At 74.9% G+C, this 16,009-nt stretch carries 13 protein-coding genes; 8 read left to right on the top strand and 5 right to left on the bottom strand.

The features are described 5' to 3' along the window. The first annotated feature begins 66 nt into the window (after window positions 1–66). Entirely contained in the window at window positions 67–450 is a 384-nt protein-coding gene (locus ACFY0X_RS24100; RefSeq protein ID WP_387757403.1) for a hypothetical protein, read from the top strand. Between the two features lie 44 nt (window positions 451–494). Further along, window positions 495–1,637: a hypothetical protein gene (locus tag ACFY0X_RS24105; RefSeq protein WP_387757404.1), complete on the top strand. Its 1,143-nt coding sequence runs from the start codon at window positions 495–497 to the stop codon at window positions 1,635–1,637. A 96-nt stretch (window positions 1,638–1,733) separates the two neighbouring features. Here ACFY0X_RS24105 and ACFY0X_RS24110 read toward each other — a convergent pair whose 3' ends face one another. The 5 genes from ACFY0X_RS24110 to gcvPA all read right to left on the bottom strand — a co-directional run bounded on the left by ACFY0X_RS24110 (window position 1,734) and on the right by gcvPA (window position 7,420). Beyond that, window positions 1,734–2,387, bottom strand: a complete 654-nt coding sequence (locus ACFY0X_RS24110; RefSeq protein WP_387757406.1) for a GntR family transcriptional regulator — start codon at window positions 2,385–2,387, stop codon at window positions 1,734–1,736. A 91-nt stretch (window positions 2,388–2,478) separates the two neighbouring features. Continuing rightward, the gene (locus ACFY0X_RS24115; RefSeq protein ID WP_387757407.1) at window positions 2,479–3,225 is read right to left on the bottom strand and encodes an SDR family NAD(P)-dependent oxidoreductase; all 747 of its coding nucleotides are present in this window, start codon (window positions 3,223–3,225) and stop codon (window positions 2,479–2,481) included. Between the two features lie 42 nt (window positions 3,226–3,267). Then, window positions 3,268–4,467, bottom strand: a complete 1,200-nt coding sequence (locus tag ACFY0X_RS24120; protein ID WP_387757409.1) for an ATP-NAD kinase family protein — start codon at window positions 4,465–4,467, stop codon at window positions 3,268–3,270. Beyond that, window positions 4,464–6,065, bottom strand: a complete 1,602-nt coding sequence (gene gcvPB, locus ACFY0X_RS24125; protein ID WP_387757410.1) for an aminomethyl-transferring glycine dehydrogenase subunit GcvPB — start codon at window positions 6,063–6,065, stop codon at window positions 4,464–4,466. Before gcvPB ends, ACFY0X_RS24120 begins: the two co-directional genes overlap by 4 nt. Beyond that, entirely contained in the window at window positions 6,062–7,420 is a 1,359-nt protein-coding gene (gene gcvPA / locus ACFY0X_RS24130; protein WP_387757411.1) for an aminomethyl-transferring glycine dehydrogenase subunit GcvPA, read from the bottom strand. Before gcvPA ends, gcvPB begins: the two co-directional genes overlap by 4 nt. A gap of 96 nt (window positions 7,421–7,516) precedes the next feature. On the opposite strand from gcvPA, the gene ACFY0X_RS24135 reads away from it, so the two are divergent. The 6 genes from ACFY0X_RS24135 (at window position 7,517) to ACFY0X_RS24160 (ending at window position 15,882) form a co-directional block, all read left to right on the top strand. Continuing rightward, complete coding sequence (locus ACFY0X_RS24135; RefSeq protein ID WP_387757413.1) at window positions 7,517–8,908, top strand: ABC transporter substrate-binding protein; 1,392 nt, start codon at window positions 7,517–7,519, stop codon at window positions 8,906–8,908. A gap of 11 nt (window positions 8,909–8,919) precedes the next feature. Further along, window positions 8,920–9,849: a carbohydrate ABC transporter permease gene (locus ACFY0X_RS24140; protein ID WP_387757415.1), complete on the top strand. Its 930-nt coding sequence runs from the start codon at window positions 8,920–8,922 to the stop codon at window positions 9,847–9,849. Further along, the gene (locus tag ACFY0X_RS24145; RefSeq protein WP_387757416.1) at window positions 9,846–10,763 is read left to right on the top strand and encodes a carbohydrate ABC transporter permease; all 918 of its coding nucleotides are present in this window, start codon (window positions 9,846–9,848) and stop codon (window positions 10,761–10,763) included. Before ACFY0X_RS24140 ends, ACFY0X_RS24145 begins: the two co-directional genes overlap by 4 nt. 110 nt (window positions 10,764–10,873) lie before the next feature. Beyond that, on the top strand, window positions 10,874–12,949 hold the full coding sequence (locus ACFY0X_RS24150; RefSeq protein ID WP_387757418.1) for a beta-galactosidase: 2,076 nt from the start codon (window positions 10,874–10,876) through the stop codon (window positions 12,947–12,949). After that, window positions 12,946–15,141 carry a trehalase family glycosidase gene (locus ACFY0X_RS24155; protein ID WP_387757420.1) on the top strand — a complete coding sequence of 732 codons (2,196 nt, stop codon included), beginning with the start codon at window positions 12,946–12,948 and terminating at the stop codon, window positions 15,139–15,141. The genes ACFY0X_RS24150 and ACFY0X_RS24155 overlap by 4 nt, the downstream gene beginning before the upstream one ends. Window positions 15,142–15,183: 42 nt before the next feature. Beyond that, window positions 15,184–15,882: a ribonuclease H gene (locus ACFY0X_RS24160; protein WP_387757422.1), complete on the top strand. Its 699-nt coding sequence runs from the start codon at window positions 15,184–15,186 to the stop codon at window positions 15,880–15,882. The last annotated feature ends 127 nt before the right edge of the window (window positions 15,883–16,009 follow it).

A 16,009-nucleotide genomic window follows, 5' to 3' on the forward strand; every position in this document is an offset into this window, starting at 1 on the left:
ACGGGCCGCCGGGGGCGGGTAGGCGCGAGCGGACAAGGGGGGCCGAGACGGAAGGGACCGATCCCCATGTTGCTGCTGGGACTTCTGCTGATGGCGGCGTCCGGAGCATTCGTCGGACTGCTGATCGCGGACAACCTCTCCGGCGGGCCCGACTACCAGGTGACGATCCTGGGCAACGACCTCGTGACGCTGAACAGCCTGAGCATCTTCCTCGCCGGGGTGGCGCTGGCCCTGATCTTCTGCCTCGGCCTCGCGATGATGCGGCTGGCCCGGCGGACGCCGCGACGGGCGCGGCGGGCGCGGCCGGTCGCGGCTCCCGTGGAACGCGAACGCACCCTGGGCGGCACCGACGACATGCGGGTGCTGCCCGAGGACCGGGCCGCCGAGCAGGGCGGCCGGGAGACGGCGGCGCGACCGGGCGGCCGGATCCGGCACATGTTCGGACACTGACCACCGGTCGCCGACCGAACCGCCCGCCACCCAAGGAGGCCGCCATGGACCTCGCCTTCCTCACCCCGCTGCTCGACCGGACCAGCCCCTGGGCCTCGGTTTACCTCGACACCTCCCGCGCCACCGAGGACGCCGCCCGGCGGCGGGCGCTGATCGACCGCGCCGCCGTCCAGCGACTGGCCGACGCCGGCGCAGACGGGCCGACCTGCACGGCCGTCCGCGAGCACCTGGCCGGGATGCCCGCCGCCGGGTCCCCGCCCGGCCGGGCGCTGTTCGCCGCCGACGGCGAGGTCGTGCTGGACGTGCCGCTCGCCGACTCCCCGCCCGACGTCGCCGCCACCTGGGCCCCGCTGCCGCACACCGGCCCGCTGCTCGGCCTGCTGGACGACGCGGTGCCCGCCTGCCTGGTCGCCGCCGTCGACCGCACCGGGGCCGACCTGCGGCGCTACGAACTCGGTCGCGGGGAGCCGCTGGGTACCGTCGAGGGTCCGCAGTGGCAGGGCCGGGGGCACCGCGCCCCACCCGCCGACCGCTACGAGTGGCACTACCGGCACCGGGTCGAGGACACCTGGGAGCGCACCGCCGGGATCGTCGCCGAGCACCTCGCCCGGAGCTGGCCGCACAGCGGCGCCCACCTGCTGGTGCTCACCGGCGGCACCCGGGAGCGCCGGGCCGTCCACGACCGGCTCCCCCCGCAACTCCAGGACGTGACCGTCGAGTTGGACGGCGAACCCGCCGGAGGCGCCTTCGACCGGCGCCTCGCCGAGGCCTGGGCCGACCACCGCGGCCGGCACGTGGCCGAGCTGCTGGACGCCTTCCGCACCGGCGTCGGCCGCCCCGGCGGACACCGTACCGACGGCGACGGCACCGAGACCGCGCCCGGCCCGGCCGCCCAGGGCATCCCCGCCGTGGTGAGCGCCGCCCGGCAGCACCAGCTTGCCGCGCTGCTCCTGCAGGCCGGCGGCCACGACCCGGAGCGCCCGGTGTGGACCGGGCCCGAGCCCGAGCACCTCGGCGTCGACCGGGCCGACCTGCGGCGCATGGGCGTCCGCCACCCGGTGCAGGCCCCCGCCGCCGACGCCCTGCTGCGCGCCGCCACGGCCTGCGCGGCCGAGGCCGTGCTCGTCCCGGAGACCGTCCCCGGCCCGCCGGGTGGACTCGGCGCGGTGCTGCGCTGGCCCGCCTGACGCCACGCCCGACCGGCGGACGGCACACCGCCGGCCCGTCGGCCGGGCGGAGCCGGCGCCGACGGGCCGGCTCGGAGACCGTCACGGCCGCGTCGTTCAGCGGGCGGCGACCGGGGGCAGCCGGTCCAGGATGCGCTCCATGCCGCTGGTCCAGTTGGCCTCCAGCGCGGTGACGGCCTGGTCGATGTCGCCGTCCAGCAGGCACTGGGCGATCCGCTCGTGCTCCTCTGCGGCGCGTTCCAGGATCTCGTGGTCGCCGACCACCACCCGCTCGTAGCGGTGCAGGGTGAGCTTCAGCGAGTCGATCATCTCGCGCAGCCGGGCGTTGGCGCAGCCGGAGAGCAGCAGGGCGTGCCAGGCGTCGTCGTAGCGTTCTATCGTGCCGTGCGGGGCCTGCGGGGCGGAGAAGGCGCGGGCCTCGGCGAGCAGCCGGGGGGCGATCTCGGCGAGGTGCGCGGGGTCGGAGGTGCGCAGGGCCAGCGACTCCAGGGCGATCACGATCGCGGTGAGGTCGAGGAACTCCTGTTTGCCGGTGGGCGCGAAGCGGAAGCCCTTGCCGCGCTCGCTGGTGATGATGCCCTCGCGTTCCAGGCTGATCAGGGCCTCGCGCAGGGGGGTCCGGCTGACGCCAAGTTCCTCGGCGAGCTGGACCTCGTTGATCGACTCGCCGGGGGTGAACCGGCCGCGGCCGAGCTGCTCCAGGAGTTCGTCCTTCACCTGCTCGCGCAGCGGACGCCGCTCGATCGCCATCGGGCTTTCCTTTCGTTCTCGGTCGGTAGCGTACCGGCCGGGCGACCGGCGTCGGCGGTCAGGCGCCCGGGGCCGGGTACGGGGGTGCGGGTCAGGCGGTGCCGGCGCCGTCCACGGCGATGACCGCGCCGCTGACGAAGGCGGCGGCGTCGCTGGCCAGGAACGCCACGGTCCGGGCGATGTCCCGGGGTTGGCCGATCCGGCCGAGCGGCCGGTCGGCGGCGTCGGTGTAGAAGGCGTCCGGGCTCTCGCCGAGCTGGCGGGCCTCCTCGGCGAGCATGCCGGTGTCGGTGTCGCCCGGGCAGACGCAGTTGACCCGGATGTTGTCCGGGCCGTGGTCGATGGCCATCGCCCGGGTCATGTTGACCACGGCGCCCTTGGAGGCGCAGTAGGAGACGGCCCGGCCCCCGCCCTTGATGCCCCAGCCGGAGCCGGTGTTGACGATGCTGCCGCCGCCGTCCGCGGCCATCAGCGGCACCACCAGCCCGCTGACCAGCATGATCGAGCGGACGTTGACGGCCATCACCAGGTCCCAGTCCTCGTCGCTGATCTCGGTGACGGTGGAGCGGCGGATGATGCCCGCGTTGTTGAACAGCACGTCCACGCCGCCGAGTCGCTCCACGGCGGTGCGTACGGCCCGCTCGCAGTCGGCGCGGCGGGAGACGTCGCAGCGGACGAAGGTGCCGCCGGTCTCCTCGGCGGCCGCTTCGCCGCGCTCGGCGTCGACGTCGAGGAGGACGACGGCCGCGCCGAGTTCGGCGAGCAGGGCGGCGGTGGCCCGGCCGATGCCGGAGGCGGCGCCGGTGACGATCGCGCGCTTGCCGTGCAGGTCGATCATGGGAGGCTCCTTCAACTGGCCTGGGGGAGTGGGGCGTCGGAGTCAGGCGGAGAGGCGGTAGACGGCGCCGGAGCGGCGGCCGGTGATCACCCGGACGTGGCCGGCGAGGGCGTCGTCCAGGTCGGGGTCGCCGGTGTCCAGCAGCAGCGGGCGCCCCGCCAGGGCGGCGAGCTTCGCCTCGGTGGCGAGCACCAGCAGCCTCTCCCGGCCCGCGGCGCGCAGCAGTTCGGGGGTGAGCTGCTGGTTGCCGCGGCCGAGCAGGAAGCCCTGGCCGCCGATCGGGGAGAGGGCGATGTAGGGGGTGGTGGGCAGGGCGCGCAGCTGGTCGGCCCGGGCGTCGCGGACCAGCACCCGGGCGGCGGGGGCGAGGCCGTCGGCGTGGCCCGGGCCGGGGGCCCGGGGCCGGACTCCTGCCCGCGCGGCACCGGCGGGGCCGAGCCGCAGCAGGTCGACGCCGGTCAGGCTGGTGTCCGGCGCACCGAGCGCGGTGGCCACCGCGTGGGTGGTGCTGCCGGGCCCGAGGACCAGCAGCCCGCCGGGGCCGACCCGTTCGGCGACCTCGGCGGCGAGACCGGCCGGGGTCCCCGGGTCGGGCCCGGAGCTGCCGGTCTTGCGCTGCTGCACCCGGGCGGGCAGCACCGGGACGGTCAGCCGGCCGTACAGCCGGGCGGAGACCAGGCCGGCCCGCAGCGCGGCCTCGTCCCGGTCGACCACCTCGGCGGCCGTCAGGCGCACGCCCCGGCCGGCCGCCCAGGCCGCCGCGACCTCGGCGGCGGCCCGGGGGTGGACGGCGAACACCGCGGAGTGCATCTTGACCCCGGCCGGGATGCCCAGCACGGGCAGCCGGGGCTCGGGCCCGAGCGCCTCCAGCACGTCGCGGGCGGTGCCGTCGCCGCCGCAGAACAGCAGCAGTCCGGCGCCGGCCGCGACCAGGGCGCGCACCACCGCGCGGGTGTCGGCGGCGGTGGTCGCCGCCCCGGCGGGCCGATGGACGACCCGCGCGGGCCGGCCGGCCGCCCGGGCGGAGTCGGCGCCCATCGGGCCGTCGGCGGTGACCAGCTCCACGCCGGGCAGGCCGCGCAGCGTCAGCGCGGCCCGGGCGACGGCCTGCGGGGCGGCCCCGAGTGCCAGGGCCCGCCGCTGGACGTCGGCGCCGTCGCTGCCCTTGAGGCCGACCCGGCCGCCGAGCCCGGCGACCGGGTTGACCACGAGCCCGATCCGGGCGCCCGGGGCGGACGTCACGGCCGCTCGCCCAGGACCTTGCGGCGGTAGGCGCGCCAGCTGACCGCCCAGAGCGCCGGGTCGTCCAGCGGTTCGTGCCGGATCCGGTGCACGGTGGAGTTGTGCGGCGCGGTGCGGACGGTCTCCGGGTCCTCGTACGCCTCGCGGGCGACCTCGGCCAGGATCGCCGCGTACTCGTCCAGGTCGGCCCGGGAGTAGGACTCGGTGGGCTCCAGGGTCATCGGCTCGGGGACGACGTAGGGGTGGTGGCTGGTCCAGTAGTGGGTGCCGAAGTCGGCGGCGCGGTAGCCGAGGTCCTCGCTGTGCAGGCCGGTGTCCTCGTTGAGCCGCTGCCAGCTGTAGCGGACCTGCTCGACCCGGGGGCGGCCCTCGGCGTACGGGACGGAGACGCCGCGGATCCGCCGTACGTGGTGCAGCAGGTAGTTGTTGTTGAGGACGGCGGTCTCGGCGGCCGCGCGCAGCCCCTCGGCGCCCAGCGCGGTGATCCAGGCGTAGGCGCGCACCAGGTTCGGCACGACGCCCAGGTAGGGGCGGATCTTGCCGACCGAGTCCGGCCGGTCGTCGTCCAGGAAGTACCGTTCGCCGTCGAACTCGACGGTGGGGCGCGGCAGGTGGGGCGCCAGCTCGGCGGTGACGCCGCAGGCGCCGGCCGCCGGGCCGCCGCAGGCGTGCGGGGTGGAGAAGGTCTTGTGCAGGTTGAAGTGGCACAGGTCGAAGCCGGCCTCGCGGGCCCGGGTGATGCCGAGGATGCCGTTGGCGTTGGCCTGGTCGTAGGCGCACAGGCCGCCGGCCTCGTGGACGATCCGGACGAACTCGGCGATCCGGGGGTTGTAGATGCCGGTGTCCTCGGGGTTGGTGATCAGGAGGGCGGCGGTGCGCGGGCCGACGGCGGCGCGCAGCGCCTCGATGTCGGGGTAGCCGTCGGCGTCCGGGTGCAGGGTGACCACCCGGAAGCCGGCGGTCCTCGCGCAGGCGGCGTTGGAGGGGTGGGAGAAGGCGGTGGTGACGACCTCGTCGCGCTGCTCCAGTTCGCCGCGCGCGGCGTGGTACGCGCGGATCACCGAGACGTTGGTCCAGATCGCCGCCGAGCCCGCGCCGGGCTGGAGGCTGACCCGGTCCATGCCGGAGACCTCCTTGAGCGCCTGCTCCAGCCGGTGGACGAGTTCGAGCACGCCCTGGACGGTGGAGGCGTCCTGCGCCGGGTGCAGGGCCGCGATCCGGGGGTCGCGGACGAAGGCGTCGTTGACCTTGGGGCTGTACTTCATGGTGCAGGTGCCCTGGCCGACGTCCACGTTGAGGTCGGCGCCGAGGTTCTCCTGGGAGAGCCGCAGGTAGTGCCGGAGCACCTGTTGCTGGCCGAGTTCGGGCAGGGCGGGCGGTGTGCCGCGGCGCAGGGCGGCGGGCAGCCGCGCGGCCGGGTCGCCGACGGCGGCGGTGACGGCGGGCTCGGGCAGCGGGGGCAGGACGCCGCGCTCGCCGGGGGTGCCCAGCTCGAAGATCAGCTTCTCGTCCCAGCGGGCCTGGTGGAAGCGGCGCAGCGCGGGTTTGGCGGCGATCCGCGGGTCCACCGGCCGGCTGTTCTCCTGACGATTCGTCACTTCACGATCTCCTCAAGCGCGTCGGCGAGGCGGTCGATGTCGGCCCGGGTGTGCAGTTCGGTCACGCAGTACCGGCCCTCGTGCGGCCCGGCCGGGGTGCCGCCGTGCAGGCCGAGGGCGAGCAGCGCGCCGGCGATCTCGGCGGCGCCGCGCTCGCCGGTGTAGCGGACGGTGAAGTCGGCGAAGTGCACGGCCTCCGGGTCCGCCGGTTCCACGCCGGGGACGCGGGCCAGGCGCCGGCGGGCGTACTCGGTGTTGGCGAGGATCGTCGTGCCGATCTCGCGCATGCCGTGCGGTCCCATCAGCGCGAGGTAGACCCCGGCGGCGATGCCGTGCAGGGCGGCGGCGGTGCCGACCCACTCCTTGCCCTCCTCACGCAGCGCGAAGGAGGTGCGCTCGTACGCGACGTCGCCGAAGCCGTACTCGCCGGGGACGTCGGTGGGGGTGAGGCCGAACAGCCGGCTCGGGTACTCGGCGACCAGCCGCTCGTCGTCCGGGCTGCCGATGAAGCCGGCGTTGCCGCCGCCGAAGCTCGGGTGGATGCCGAGTGGCTGGAGGTCGCCGCAGGTGAGGTCGGCGCCGAGTTCGGCGGGCGGGGTGAGCACGCCGAGGCTGAGCGGGTTGACGTGGACCACCGCCAGCGCCCCCGCCCGGTGGGCGAGTTCGACGTACCGCGGCAGTTCCGGGTCCACCCGCCCGCGGTGGTCGGTCAGTTGGGCGTAGACCGCGGCCGCGTCGCCCCGCTCCAGCGCGGCCCGGACGGCGGCGGGATCGGCCGGGACGGGCACCAGTTCGTGGACGCCCCGGACGTAGTCGCGGATCCGGGAGAGCCGGTCCGGGTCGATCGCGCCGACCAGCACCAGCCGGCGCCGCCCGGTGGCCCGTCCGGCCATCCGCAGCGCGGTCGCGGCGGCCTGGAAGCCGTCGTACGTCGGCACGTTGACGACCTCGACGGCCAGCAGCTCGGCCATCAGCGACTGGTACTCCCACAGCGCCTGGAAGCGGCCGTGGTCCTCGTACGGTTCGCCCGCGTAGGCGGTGAGGAACTCGCTGCGGTTGACGATCTCGTCCACCACGGCGGGGACGTGGTGGCGGTAGCAGCCGGCGCCGAGGAAGCTGCGGCCCGGCGGCACGGCGGTGTTGCGGGAGAGCAGTTCCTCCATGTGCGCGACCAGCCGGGCCTCGGACTCCAGGGGCTCGGGCAGCCGCAGCGGGCGGTCCAGCCGGAGGGCGGCGGGGATGTCGGCGTAGAACTCCTCGACGTCCTGGGCGCCGATCGCCGCCAGCATCGCTTTGCGCACCTGCGGGGCGGAGTTGGGGATGTACGGGTGGGTTCGGGGGGCGCGTGTGCTCATCCTGGCACCTTCCGCGATTTCAGTCACAAGCCTTGACGGGTTTGTGAATGCTGAGTTCTGTATACAGCATTCGGCATTCACCAGTCGGGAGGCAAGATGTCCGCACGAACCCGGCACCGAGAACATCCCCAACTCGCCCACGACCAGGGCGGATCACCACCACGTCCGGCGCGGCGCCGGATCCTCTCCGCCGGACTCGCGGGCGGCGCACTGCTGTTGACCGGCGCCGCCGGCTGCGCGACCGGCGGGGCCGGCGGCACCGGAGCCAAGCAGCTCACCGCCGGCCCGGGCAGCACGCCCACCGGCAAGGTCGTCATCTGGTCCTGGGACGTCGCCGCCAAGGCCATGCGGCGGCTCGGCAGGGACTTCGAACAGGCCCACCCCGGCACCACCGTCGAAGTGGTCGACATCGGCTACGACAACGCCTACGACAAGATCGCCGTCGGCCTCGGCGCCGGCAGCGGACTGCCCGACGTCCTCACCGTCGAGGGCCACCGGCTGCCCGCCTACCTCGGCAACTTCCCGAACGCCCTGGTCGACCTCACCGGCCGAGCCGCCGGCCTCAGGCCCCAGTACGCCGAGGCCTCCTGGCGCGCCGTCTCGGACGCCGAGGGCCGGGTCTTCGCCCTGCCCTGGGACAGCGGTCCGTGCGCCCTGTTCTACCGGCGAGACCTGTTCGAGCAGGCCGGCATCGACCCGACGGGCCTCGGCACCTGGGACGACTACGTCACCGCCGGCACCGCCCTCAAGGCCGCCACCGGCAGGAAGCTGCTCGTCCTGGACGCCAAGCAGGACAGCCTCTTCGCCATGCTGCTCCAGCAACAGGGCCAGCGCTGGTTCACGGACGGCAAGGTGGCCGTCGCCACCCCCGCCGCCGAACGCGCGCTCACCCTGCTCAAACAGCTCGTCGACCGCGACCTGGTCGACTTCGAGAACGGCTGGGACGGACTGGTCTCCGCCACCCATGACGGCAAGGCCGCCACCACCCCCACCGCCGCCTGGTGGGACGGCACCCTCACCGCCGAAATGGCCGACCTCGGCGGGAAGTTCGGCGTCGTCCCGCTCCCCGCCTTCACCTCCGGCGGCACCCGCACCTCCAACAGCGGCGGCTCCGCCCTGTGCGTCCCCGCGCAGAGCGGGAACCCCGAGACGGCCTGGGCCTTCGTCTCCTTCCTGCTCGCCGACAAGGCCAACCAGGCCTCGATGATGCGCCACGAAGGCCTCTTCCCCGCCTACCTCCCCGCCCTGGACGACCCCTACTTCCAGCAGCCCGCCCCCTACTACGACGGCCAGTCCGCCATGCGGCTGTTCGCCGGGCTCACCCGCTCCATCCCCACCGTCGAGCTCACCGCCGACGACGCCAAGGCCGCCGACATCGTCACCACCGCCGTCAACCAGGTGCTGCACAACGGCGCCGACCCGGGCACCGTACTGCGCTCCGCCGCCCGCCAGATCGCCACCGCGACCGGCCGCCGAACAGTCGGGTAGGGGCGGAACCGATGACCAGCCCTCCGGTGACCCCGCGCAAGCCGGCGGCCCCGACCCGGGCCGCCCCCGCCCGCCGCCGACGCTCCCCACGCACCGCCGCCTGGCTGTTCGCCGGGCCCACCACCGCGCTCTTCGTCGCCTTCTTCGCCTACCCGCTCGGCGCCAGCCTCTACCAGAGCTTCACCGCCCGCCGCGACGGCGCCGACGTCTGGGTCGGCCTGGACCAGTACCGGCGGATGCTGAACGACCCCGCGTTCCTGCACTCCCTGGTCAACACCGGCATGATCCTGGCCGTCCAGGTGCCCGTGATGACCGGCCTCGCCCTGGTGCTGGCCGTCCTGCTCAACCAGTCCTGGCTGCGGTTCCGGGCCGGCTGGCGGGCGGTGTTCTTCCTGCCCGCGATCACCACCCTGGTCGCCTACGCCGTGGTCTTCCAGGTCCTGCTGCGCACCGACGGCGGCCTCGCCAACCAGGTCCTCCAGGCGCTCGGCCTCGGCCCGGTCGACTGGCTCAACTCGCCCACCTGGGCCAGGATCTCGCTGATCGGCTCGGTCACCTGGCGCTGGACCGGCTACAACGCCGTCATCCTGCTGGCCGGACTGCACGCCATCGGCCGCGACCAGTACGAGGCCGCCGCCCTCGACGGCGCCGGCGCCGTGCGCACCTACACCGGCGTCGTGCTGCCGCAGCTGCGCCCGGTGGTGCTGTTCTGCGTCATCACCTCCACCATCGGCACCCTCCAACTCTTCGACGAGAACTACGTGCTGACCCGCGGCGGCCCCGGCGACGCCACGCTCACCCCGGTCGTCTACCTCTACAAGGTCGGCTTCCAGCAGCTTGACTTCGGCTACGCGGCCGCCATTGCCTGGGTGGTTGTGCTGGTCATCGCGGCGGTCTCGCTGCTCCAGTTCCGGCTCTACGGAAGGGAAAGGCGCCGATGAGCAGCACCCCACCGCCCGGCGCGCCCGGCCGCGCTCCGCTGTCGGCCCGGGTCGCCCGCACCCCGCCGCCCGGCGCGCCCGCCCGCACCCCGCTGCCCGCCCGGCTCGGCCGGACCGCCGTCCTCGCCGTCCTCGTCCTCGGCGCCGTGCTCAGCCTGCTGCCCTTCGCCTGGATGCTCGTCGCCAGCACCCACAGCAGCTCCGAACTGTTCCACTCCCCACCGCCGTTCCTGCCCGGCGGCAACCTGCTGCGCAACCTGGTGCACCTCCAGGAGACCATCGGCTTCGGCCGGGTGCTGCTCAACAGCCTCGGGATCGCCGTCGTCTACACCGCGCTCAGCTCGCTGCTCTCCGCGATGTGCGGCTACGGGCTGGCCAAGTACCGCTTCCGCGGCCGCGGACTGCTGCTCGGCCTGGTGCTGGCCACCATGATGATCCCCCTGCAGGTGCTGCTGGTCCCGCTGTTCCAGATGATGGCCAGCCTCGGCTGGATCGACAGCTACCAGGCCGTGATCGTGCCGTTCCTGGCCAACTCCTTCGGCATCCTGCTGATGCGCCAGGGCTTCCTGGACTTCCCCGACGAGCTGCTGGAGTCCGCCCGGATCGACGGCTCCGGGGAGCTGCGCACCTTCTGCCGGGTCGTCCTGCCGTGCGTGCGGCCGCAGTTGGGCGCACTGGTGATCTTCACGTTCATGGGCCAGTGGAACAGCTTCATCTGGCCGCTGCTGATGCTCAACACCGAGGACAGGTACACCGTGCCGGTGGCGCTCAACACGCTGACCGGGCTTTCCCACGTCGACTACTCCGGCCTGATGCTGGGCTCCTTCCTGGCCACCCTGCCGCTGATGGTGCTCTTCCTGGTCTTCCAGCGGCAGTTCGTGGCCGGCCTGCTCGGCGGAGCCCTGAAGGGATGAGTGACGAAGCGATGAGCGCTGAAGGAACGCCTGACAGGGCGATGCGCGCTGCCGGAACGCGTGACGAAGCGGCGCCTGACGGAGCGACGGCCACGGACCGCCTGACCAGGGTGCCCGGCCTGCTGTACGGCGGGGACTGGAACCCCGAGCAGTGGCCCGAGCGGGTGTGGGCCGAGGACGTGAAGCTGATGGCCGAGGCCGGGGTCAACCTGGTCACCGTCGGCATCTTCTCCTGGGCCCGCCTCCAACCCGACGCCCACAGCTGGGACTTCGGCTGGCTGGACCGGCTGCTCGACCTCGTGCACCGGCACGGCATCGCCGTCGACCTGGCCACCGCCACCGCCTCGCCACCCGCCTGGCTGGTCCGCGCCCACCCCGAGCTGCTGCCGGTCACCGCCGACGGGGTACGGCTGGAGTTCGGCTCGCGCCAGCACTACTGCCCGTCCTCGCCCGCCTACCGGGAGGCCGCCGTCCGGCTCACCCGGGCGCTCGCCGAGCGCTACCGGCACCACCCGGCGCTCGCCCTGTGGCACGTCCACAACGAGTACGCCGACCACGTCGAGGAGTGCTTCTGCCCCGCCTCGGCCGCCGACTTCCGCCGCTGGCTGCGCCAACGCCACGGCGGCATCGAGGAGTTGAACCGTTCCTGGGGCACCGCCTTCTGGTCCCAGCACTACAACTCCTTCGACCAGATCGAGCCGCCGCGCACCGCGCCGGGCCCGGTCAACCCCACCCAGCTGCTGGACTGGCGCCGGTTCTGCTCGGACGCGCTGCTCGCCCTGCACCGCGCCGAGAAGGCCGTCCTGGACGAGGTCTCGCCCGGCGTCCCGGTCACCACCAACTTCATGTCGATGCTCAAGGCGCTGGACTACTGGGAGTGGAGCCGGCACGAGGACTTCGTCTCCGACGACGCCTACCCCGACCCGGCCGACCCGCGCGCCCACGTCAACGCGGCGATGAACTACGACCTGATGCGCTCGCTCAAGGGCGGCCGCCCCTGGCTGCTGATGGAACAGGCCCCCTCCGCGGTCAGCTGGCGCCCGGTCAACCTGCCCAAGGGCCCCGGCCGCTACCGCCTCTGGTCGCTCCAGGCGCTGGCCCGCGGCGCCGACGGCGTCCTGCACTTCCAGTGGCGCGCCTCGGTGGCCGGAGCCGAGAAGTTCCACAGCGCGATGCTCCCGCACCGGGGCACCGCCTCGCGCGGCTGGCAGGAGACCGTCCGCCTCGGCGCCGAACTGCGCCGGCTGGGCGAGGTCGCCGGCAGCCGGCTGCGCGGGCGCGCCGCCGTCCTGCTCGACTGGGACAGCTGGTGGGCGCTGGAACTGGACGACCACCCCTCCGCCCGGATGCGCTGGCCGGACCTGCTCCGCCCCTGGTACGCGGCGCTGTACGAGCGCGGCGTCACCGTGGACTTCGTCCCGCCCACCGCCGGGTTCGACGACCACCCGCTGCTGCTCGCGCCCAACCTCTACCTGCTCGACACCGCTACCGCCGAACGGCTCACCGCGTACGTGCGGGGCGGCGGCCGGCTGGTCTGCGGCCCGTTCAGCGGCATCGCCGACCGGCACGACCACATCCACCCCGGCGGCCACCCCGGGCCGCTGCGCGACCTGCTCGGGATCGTGGTGGACGAGCACTGGCCGATCCCGGACGGCGCGACCACCGCCGTGGACCTGAACGGCACGGGCCTGGACGCCGAACGCTGGAGCGAGTGGATCGAGACGGAGGCCGCCGAGACCGTCGCCCGCTACGGCTCCGGCGCCCTGGCCGGCCTCCCGGCCGTCACCCGCAACCGCCTGGGCGCCGGCAGCGCCTGGTACCTGAGCTGCCACCTCGGCGCCGACCTCGGGCCGGTGCTCGACCTGGCACTCGCCGAGGCCGGGGTGGGCGCCGAACTGCCCGGCCTGCCCGGGGGCGTCGAGGCCACCTGCCGGGTGGCCGCCGACGGCACCGGCTACCTCTTCCTGCTCAACCACGGCCCGGAGGAGCGCCTCGTCCCGCTTCGCGCGCCCGGCCGCGACCCGCTCGCCGGCGCGGGCCCGCTCGCCGGGGCCGACCCGTTCCCCGGCACGGCCCCGCTCACCGGTACCGACCTGCTCACCGGCGCCGAGGCGGCCGGAGCCGTCACCCTCGCGCCGCTCGGCGCCGCCGTCATCCGACTCCCCGCCGCCCAGGAGCGCGCATGAACCCGCTGACCCGCCGCCACTTCCTGGCCGGCTCCGCCGCCCTCGCCGCGGCCGGCACCCTCGCCGCCGCCCCGGCCGACGCCGCGGAACCCGTACCGGCCGCGGAACCGCTGCCGGCCGCCGGGCCGCCGGACGACCGCTACGCCGACGTCCTCGACCTCCACGGCACCCCCGCCCAGGCCTACCCCGGCGACGCCCGCGGCAACAACCCGATCAACGTCTTCGCCGACCTCGGCGCCTGGCACGCCTACGCCCTGCCCCGCCCGGCAGACCGGCCCGGCGGCTTCACCGGCCCGCTGTACCTCGCCCAGGAGTACCCCTGGTGGCTCAGCGACGGCCTGACCCGTCTCGAACTGACCGAACGGGGCCGCCCGCTCGACCTCACCGCCGGCGCGCCCGCGCGCGGCACCTCGCTGCCCGACCTGCTGCGGCTGACCCACGACCTCGGCGGCGGCCTCGGCCTCACCCTGGAACTGCGCTTCGCCGGCAACCGCACCGCCCTGCTGCGGGCCCGGCTCGCCAACACCGGCCCGGCCGTACGGACCCTGGCCGTCGCCTGGACCGGCCGGCTGCTGCGCCCGGCCACCGGCCCGCAGCGCGAGGCGCCGGAACTGCTCGCCGCCGAACGGGGCGTGGAGGTGCGCTTCGCCAGGGTCCGGCAGACCTGGGACTACCTCACCGACGGCACCGAGCGCTTCGCCGTCCGCCACGCGCGGCCCGTCCGGGTCGTGCTGAGCGCCGACGGCGACGGCCACCGCACCGAACTCGCCGAGCCGCTCCGGCTGGCACCGGGGGAGAGCCGGAGCCTGGACTGGACCGAGAGCTACACCTTCACCGAAGCCGAGCACGCCCGGGCGGCGGAGGAGGCCGAGGCCGCGCTGCGCGCCCCCGACCGGATCGCGGCGGAGGGCGCCGCCCGCTGGCACGGGTACCTGACCCGGGCCACCGAGGGCGTCCCGGCCGCCCGCCGCCGCACCGCGGTCAAGTGCGTGCAGACCCTGGTCACCAACTGGCGCAGCCCGGCCGGGCGGATCCGGCACGACGCCGTCACCCCCACGCTCTCCTACAAGTGGTTCAGCGGGGTCTGGGCCTGGGACACCTGGAAACAGGCCGTCGGCACCGCCGCGTTCGCGCCCGGCCTGGCCGCCGACCAGATCCGGGCGGTCTTCGACCACCAGGTCCCGATCGGCTCGCCCCGGCGCCCGCAGGACGCCGGCATGGTCCCCGACTGCGTCTTCTACAACGACCCGGGCACCGGCGGCGGCAACTGGAACGAGCGCAACTCCAAGCCCCCGCTGGCCTCCTGGGCGGTATGGGAGGTCTACCGGCGCGGCGGCGACCGGGCCTTCCTGCGGGAGCTGCTGCCCAAACTGACCGCCTACCAGGACTGGTGGTACCGCACCCGGGACCACCTCGGCGAGGGCCTGTGCGAGTACGGCGCCACCGTGGACCCGGCCAACGCCACCGCCGAGGACCGCCGGGAGGCGGCCGCCTGGGAGTCCGGCATGGACAACGCCCCGCGCTTCGACGCCGCCGCCGTGCTCCCCAACCGGGACGCGGACGGCACCCTGCTCGGCTGGTCGCTCGACCAGCGCTCCGTCGACCTCAACGCCTACCTGGCCGCCGACCACCGCCACCTGGCGCTGATCGCCGCCGAACTGGGCGACCGGTCCGCCGCCGAACGGCTGCGGGCCCGCGCCGAACGGATCGACGCCGCCGTGCGCGACACCATGTACGACCCGGCCGACGGCTGGTTCCACGACACCGACCTCGCCACCGGCGCCCGGCTCACCGCCCGGGGCCGCGGCATCGAGGGCGCCGTTCCGCTCTGGTCGGGCACCGCCACCGCCGCCCAGGCCCGTACCGTCCGCCGGCTGCTGCTCGACCCGGCGGAGTTCGGCACGGCCATGCCGTTCCCGACGGTGGCCCGCAGCTCGGCCGCCTTCGACCCGGCCGGCTACTGGCGCGGCCTGGCCTGGCTCGACCAGACCTACTTCGCCGTCGAGGGCCTGCGCCGGTACGGCTGGGAGCAGGACGCCCGGCGCACGGTCGAGCGACTGCTCGCCACCGCCGCCGGGCTGGCCGGGGACGGCCCGGTGCGGGAGAACTACGACCCGCTGACCGGCGAGGGGCGCAGCTCGACCAACTTCAGCTGGTCGGCGGCGCTGCTGCTGCTCCTGCTGCGCGGCTGAGCGGCTTTGGCTCCGGGCCGTCCGACCAGGCATGATCGGGGCATGGTCGAACGAGTCATTGCAGCGTGTGACGGAGCAGCCAAGGGCAACCCCGGCCCGGCGGGCTGGGCGTACGTGGTGGCGGACGCCGCCGGGGCGCCCCAGCGCTGGCAGGCCGGTGCGCTCGGGCACAGCACCAACAACGTGGGCGAGTTGACGGCACTGCGGCAGCTGCTGGCCTCGACGGACCCGGCGGTCCCGCTGGAGGTGCGGCTGGACAGCACCTACACCCGCGACTCGGTGACCAAGTGGCTCAAGGGCTGGAAGCGCAACGGCTGGAAGACGGCGGCCGGCAAGCCGGTCGCCAACCAGGAGCTGATCCAGGCGATCGACGCCCTGCTGGAGGGCCGGGACGTCACCTTCGTGTACGTGCCGGCCCACCAGGTGGACGGCGACCCGCTGAACGCCATCGCCGACAAGGCCGCCAGCGACGCCGCCCGCACCCAGCAGGACGCCTCCGGCACTGCCGCCGACCTGCCGGTGCCCGACCCGGCCGCCGCCACGAAGGCCCCCAAGGCGCGCGCCGCCCGTCCCGCCGCCACCGGCACGGGCGGCGCCGCCAAGCGGAGCGGCGGCTCGCGCACCCTGAACGCCCGCTTCCCCGGCACCTGCCCGTGCAGCCGTCCGTACGCCAAGGGCGACAAGATCACCAAGGTCGGCGGCTCCTGGGGCCACCCGGAGTGCGCCGCCGCCCACGCCTGACGGCCGGACCGGGCGCACCGGCGCCGCCGGGCGAGGCCGGAGGCCCACCCGGCGGCGGACGACGGCGGTCATCGCCGAATCGCGCGACGAAGGACGGGCCGGTCGTCGCACGGCCGGGCGAGCGGCG

Origin of the sequence: Kitasatospora sp. NPDC001547, assembly GCF_042894165.1 — a bacterium.
Classification (GTDB): domain Bacteria; phylum Actinomycetota; class Actinomycetes; order Streptomycetales; family Streptomycetaceae; genus Kitasatospora.

Bases quoted from the DNA above. Each gene is read 5' to 3' on its own strand.
- ACFY0X_RS24105 (WP_387757404.1), top strand. From the start codon at position 495: ATGGACCTCGCCTTCCTCACCCCGCTGCTCGACCGGACCAGCCCCTGG.
- ACFY0X_RS24155 (WP_387757420.1), top strand. From the start codon at position 12,946: ATGAACCCGCTGACCCGCCGCCACTTCCTGGCCGGCTCCGCCGCCCTC.
- ACFY0X_RS24115 (WP_387757407.1), bottom strand. From the start codon at position 3,225: ATGATCGACCTGCACGGCAAGCGCGCGATCGTCACCGGCGCCGCCTCC.
- ACFY0X_RS24110 (WP_387757406.1), bottom strand. From the start codon at position 2,387: ATGGCGATCGAGCGGCGTCCGCTGCGCGAGCAGGTGAAGGACGAACTC.
- ACFY0X_RS24100 (WP_387757403.1), top strand. From the start codon at position 67: ATGTTGCTGCTGGGACTTCTGCTGATGGCGGCGTCCGGAGCATTCGTC.
- ACFY0X_RS24160 (WP_387757422.1), top strand. From the start codon at position 15,184: ATGGTCGAACGAGTCATTGCAGCGTGTGACGGAGCAGCCAAGGGCAAC.
- ACFY0X_RS24145 (WP_387757416.1), top strand. From the start codon at position 9,846: ATGAGCAGCACCCCACCGCCCGGCGCGCCCGGCCGCGCTCCGCTGTCG.
- ACFY0X_RS24135 (WP_387757413.1), top strand. From the start codon at position 7,517: ATGTCCGCACGAACCCGGCACCGAGAACATCCCCAACTCGCCCACGAC.
- ACFY0X_RS24140 (WP_387757415.1), top strand. From the start codon at position 8,920: ATGACCAGCCCTCCGGTGACCCCGCGCAAGCCGGCGGCCCCGACCCGG.
- gcvPA (WP_387757411.1), bottom strand. From the start codon at position 7,420: ATGAGCACACGCGCCCCCCGAACCCACCCGTACATCCCCAACTCCGCC.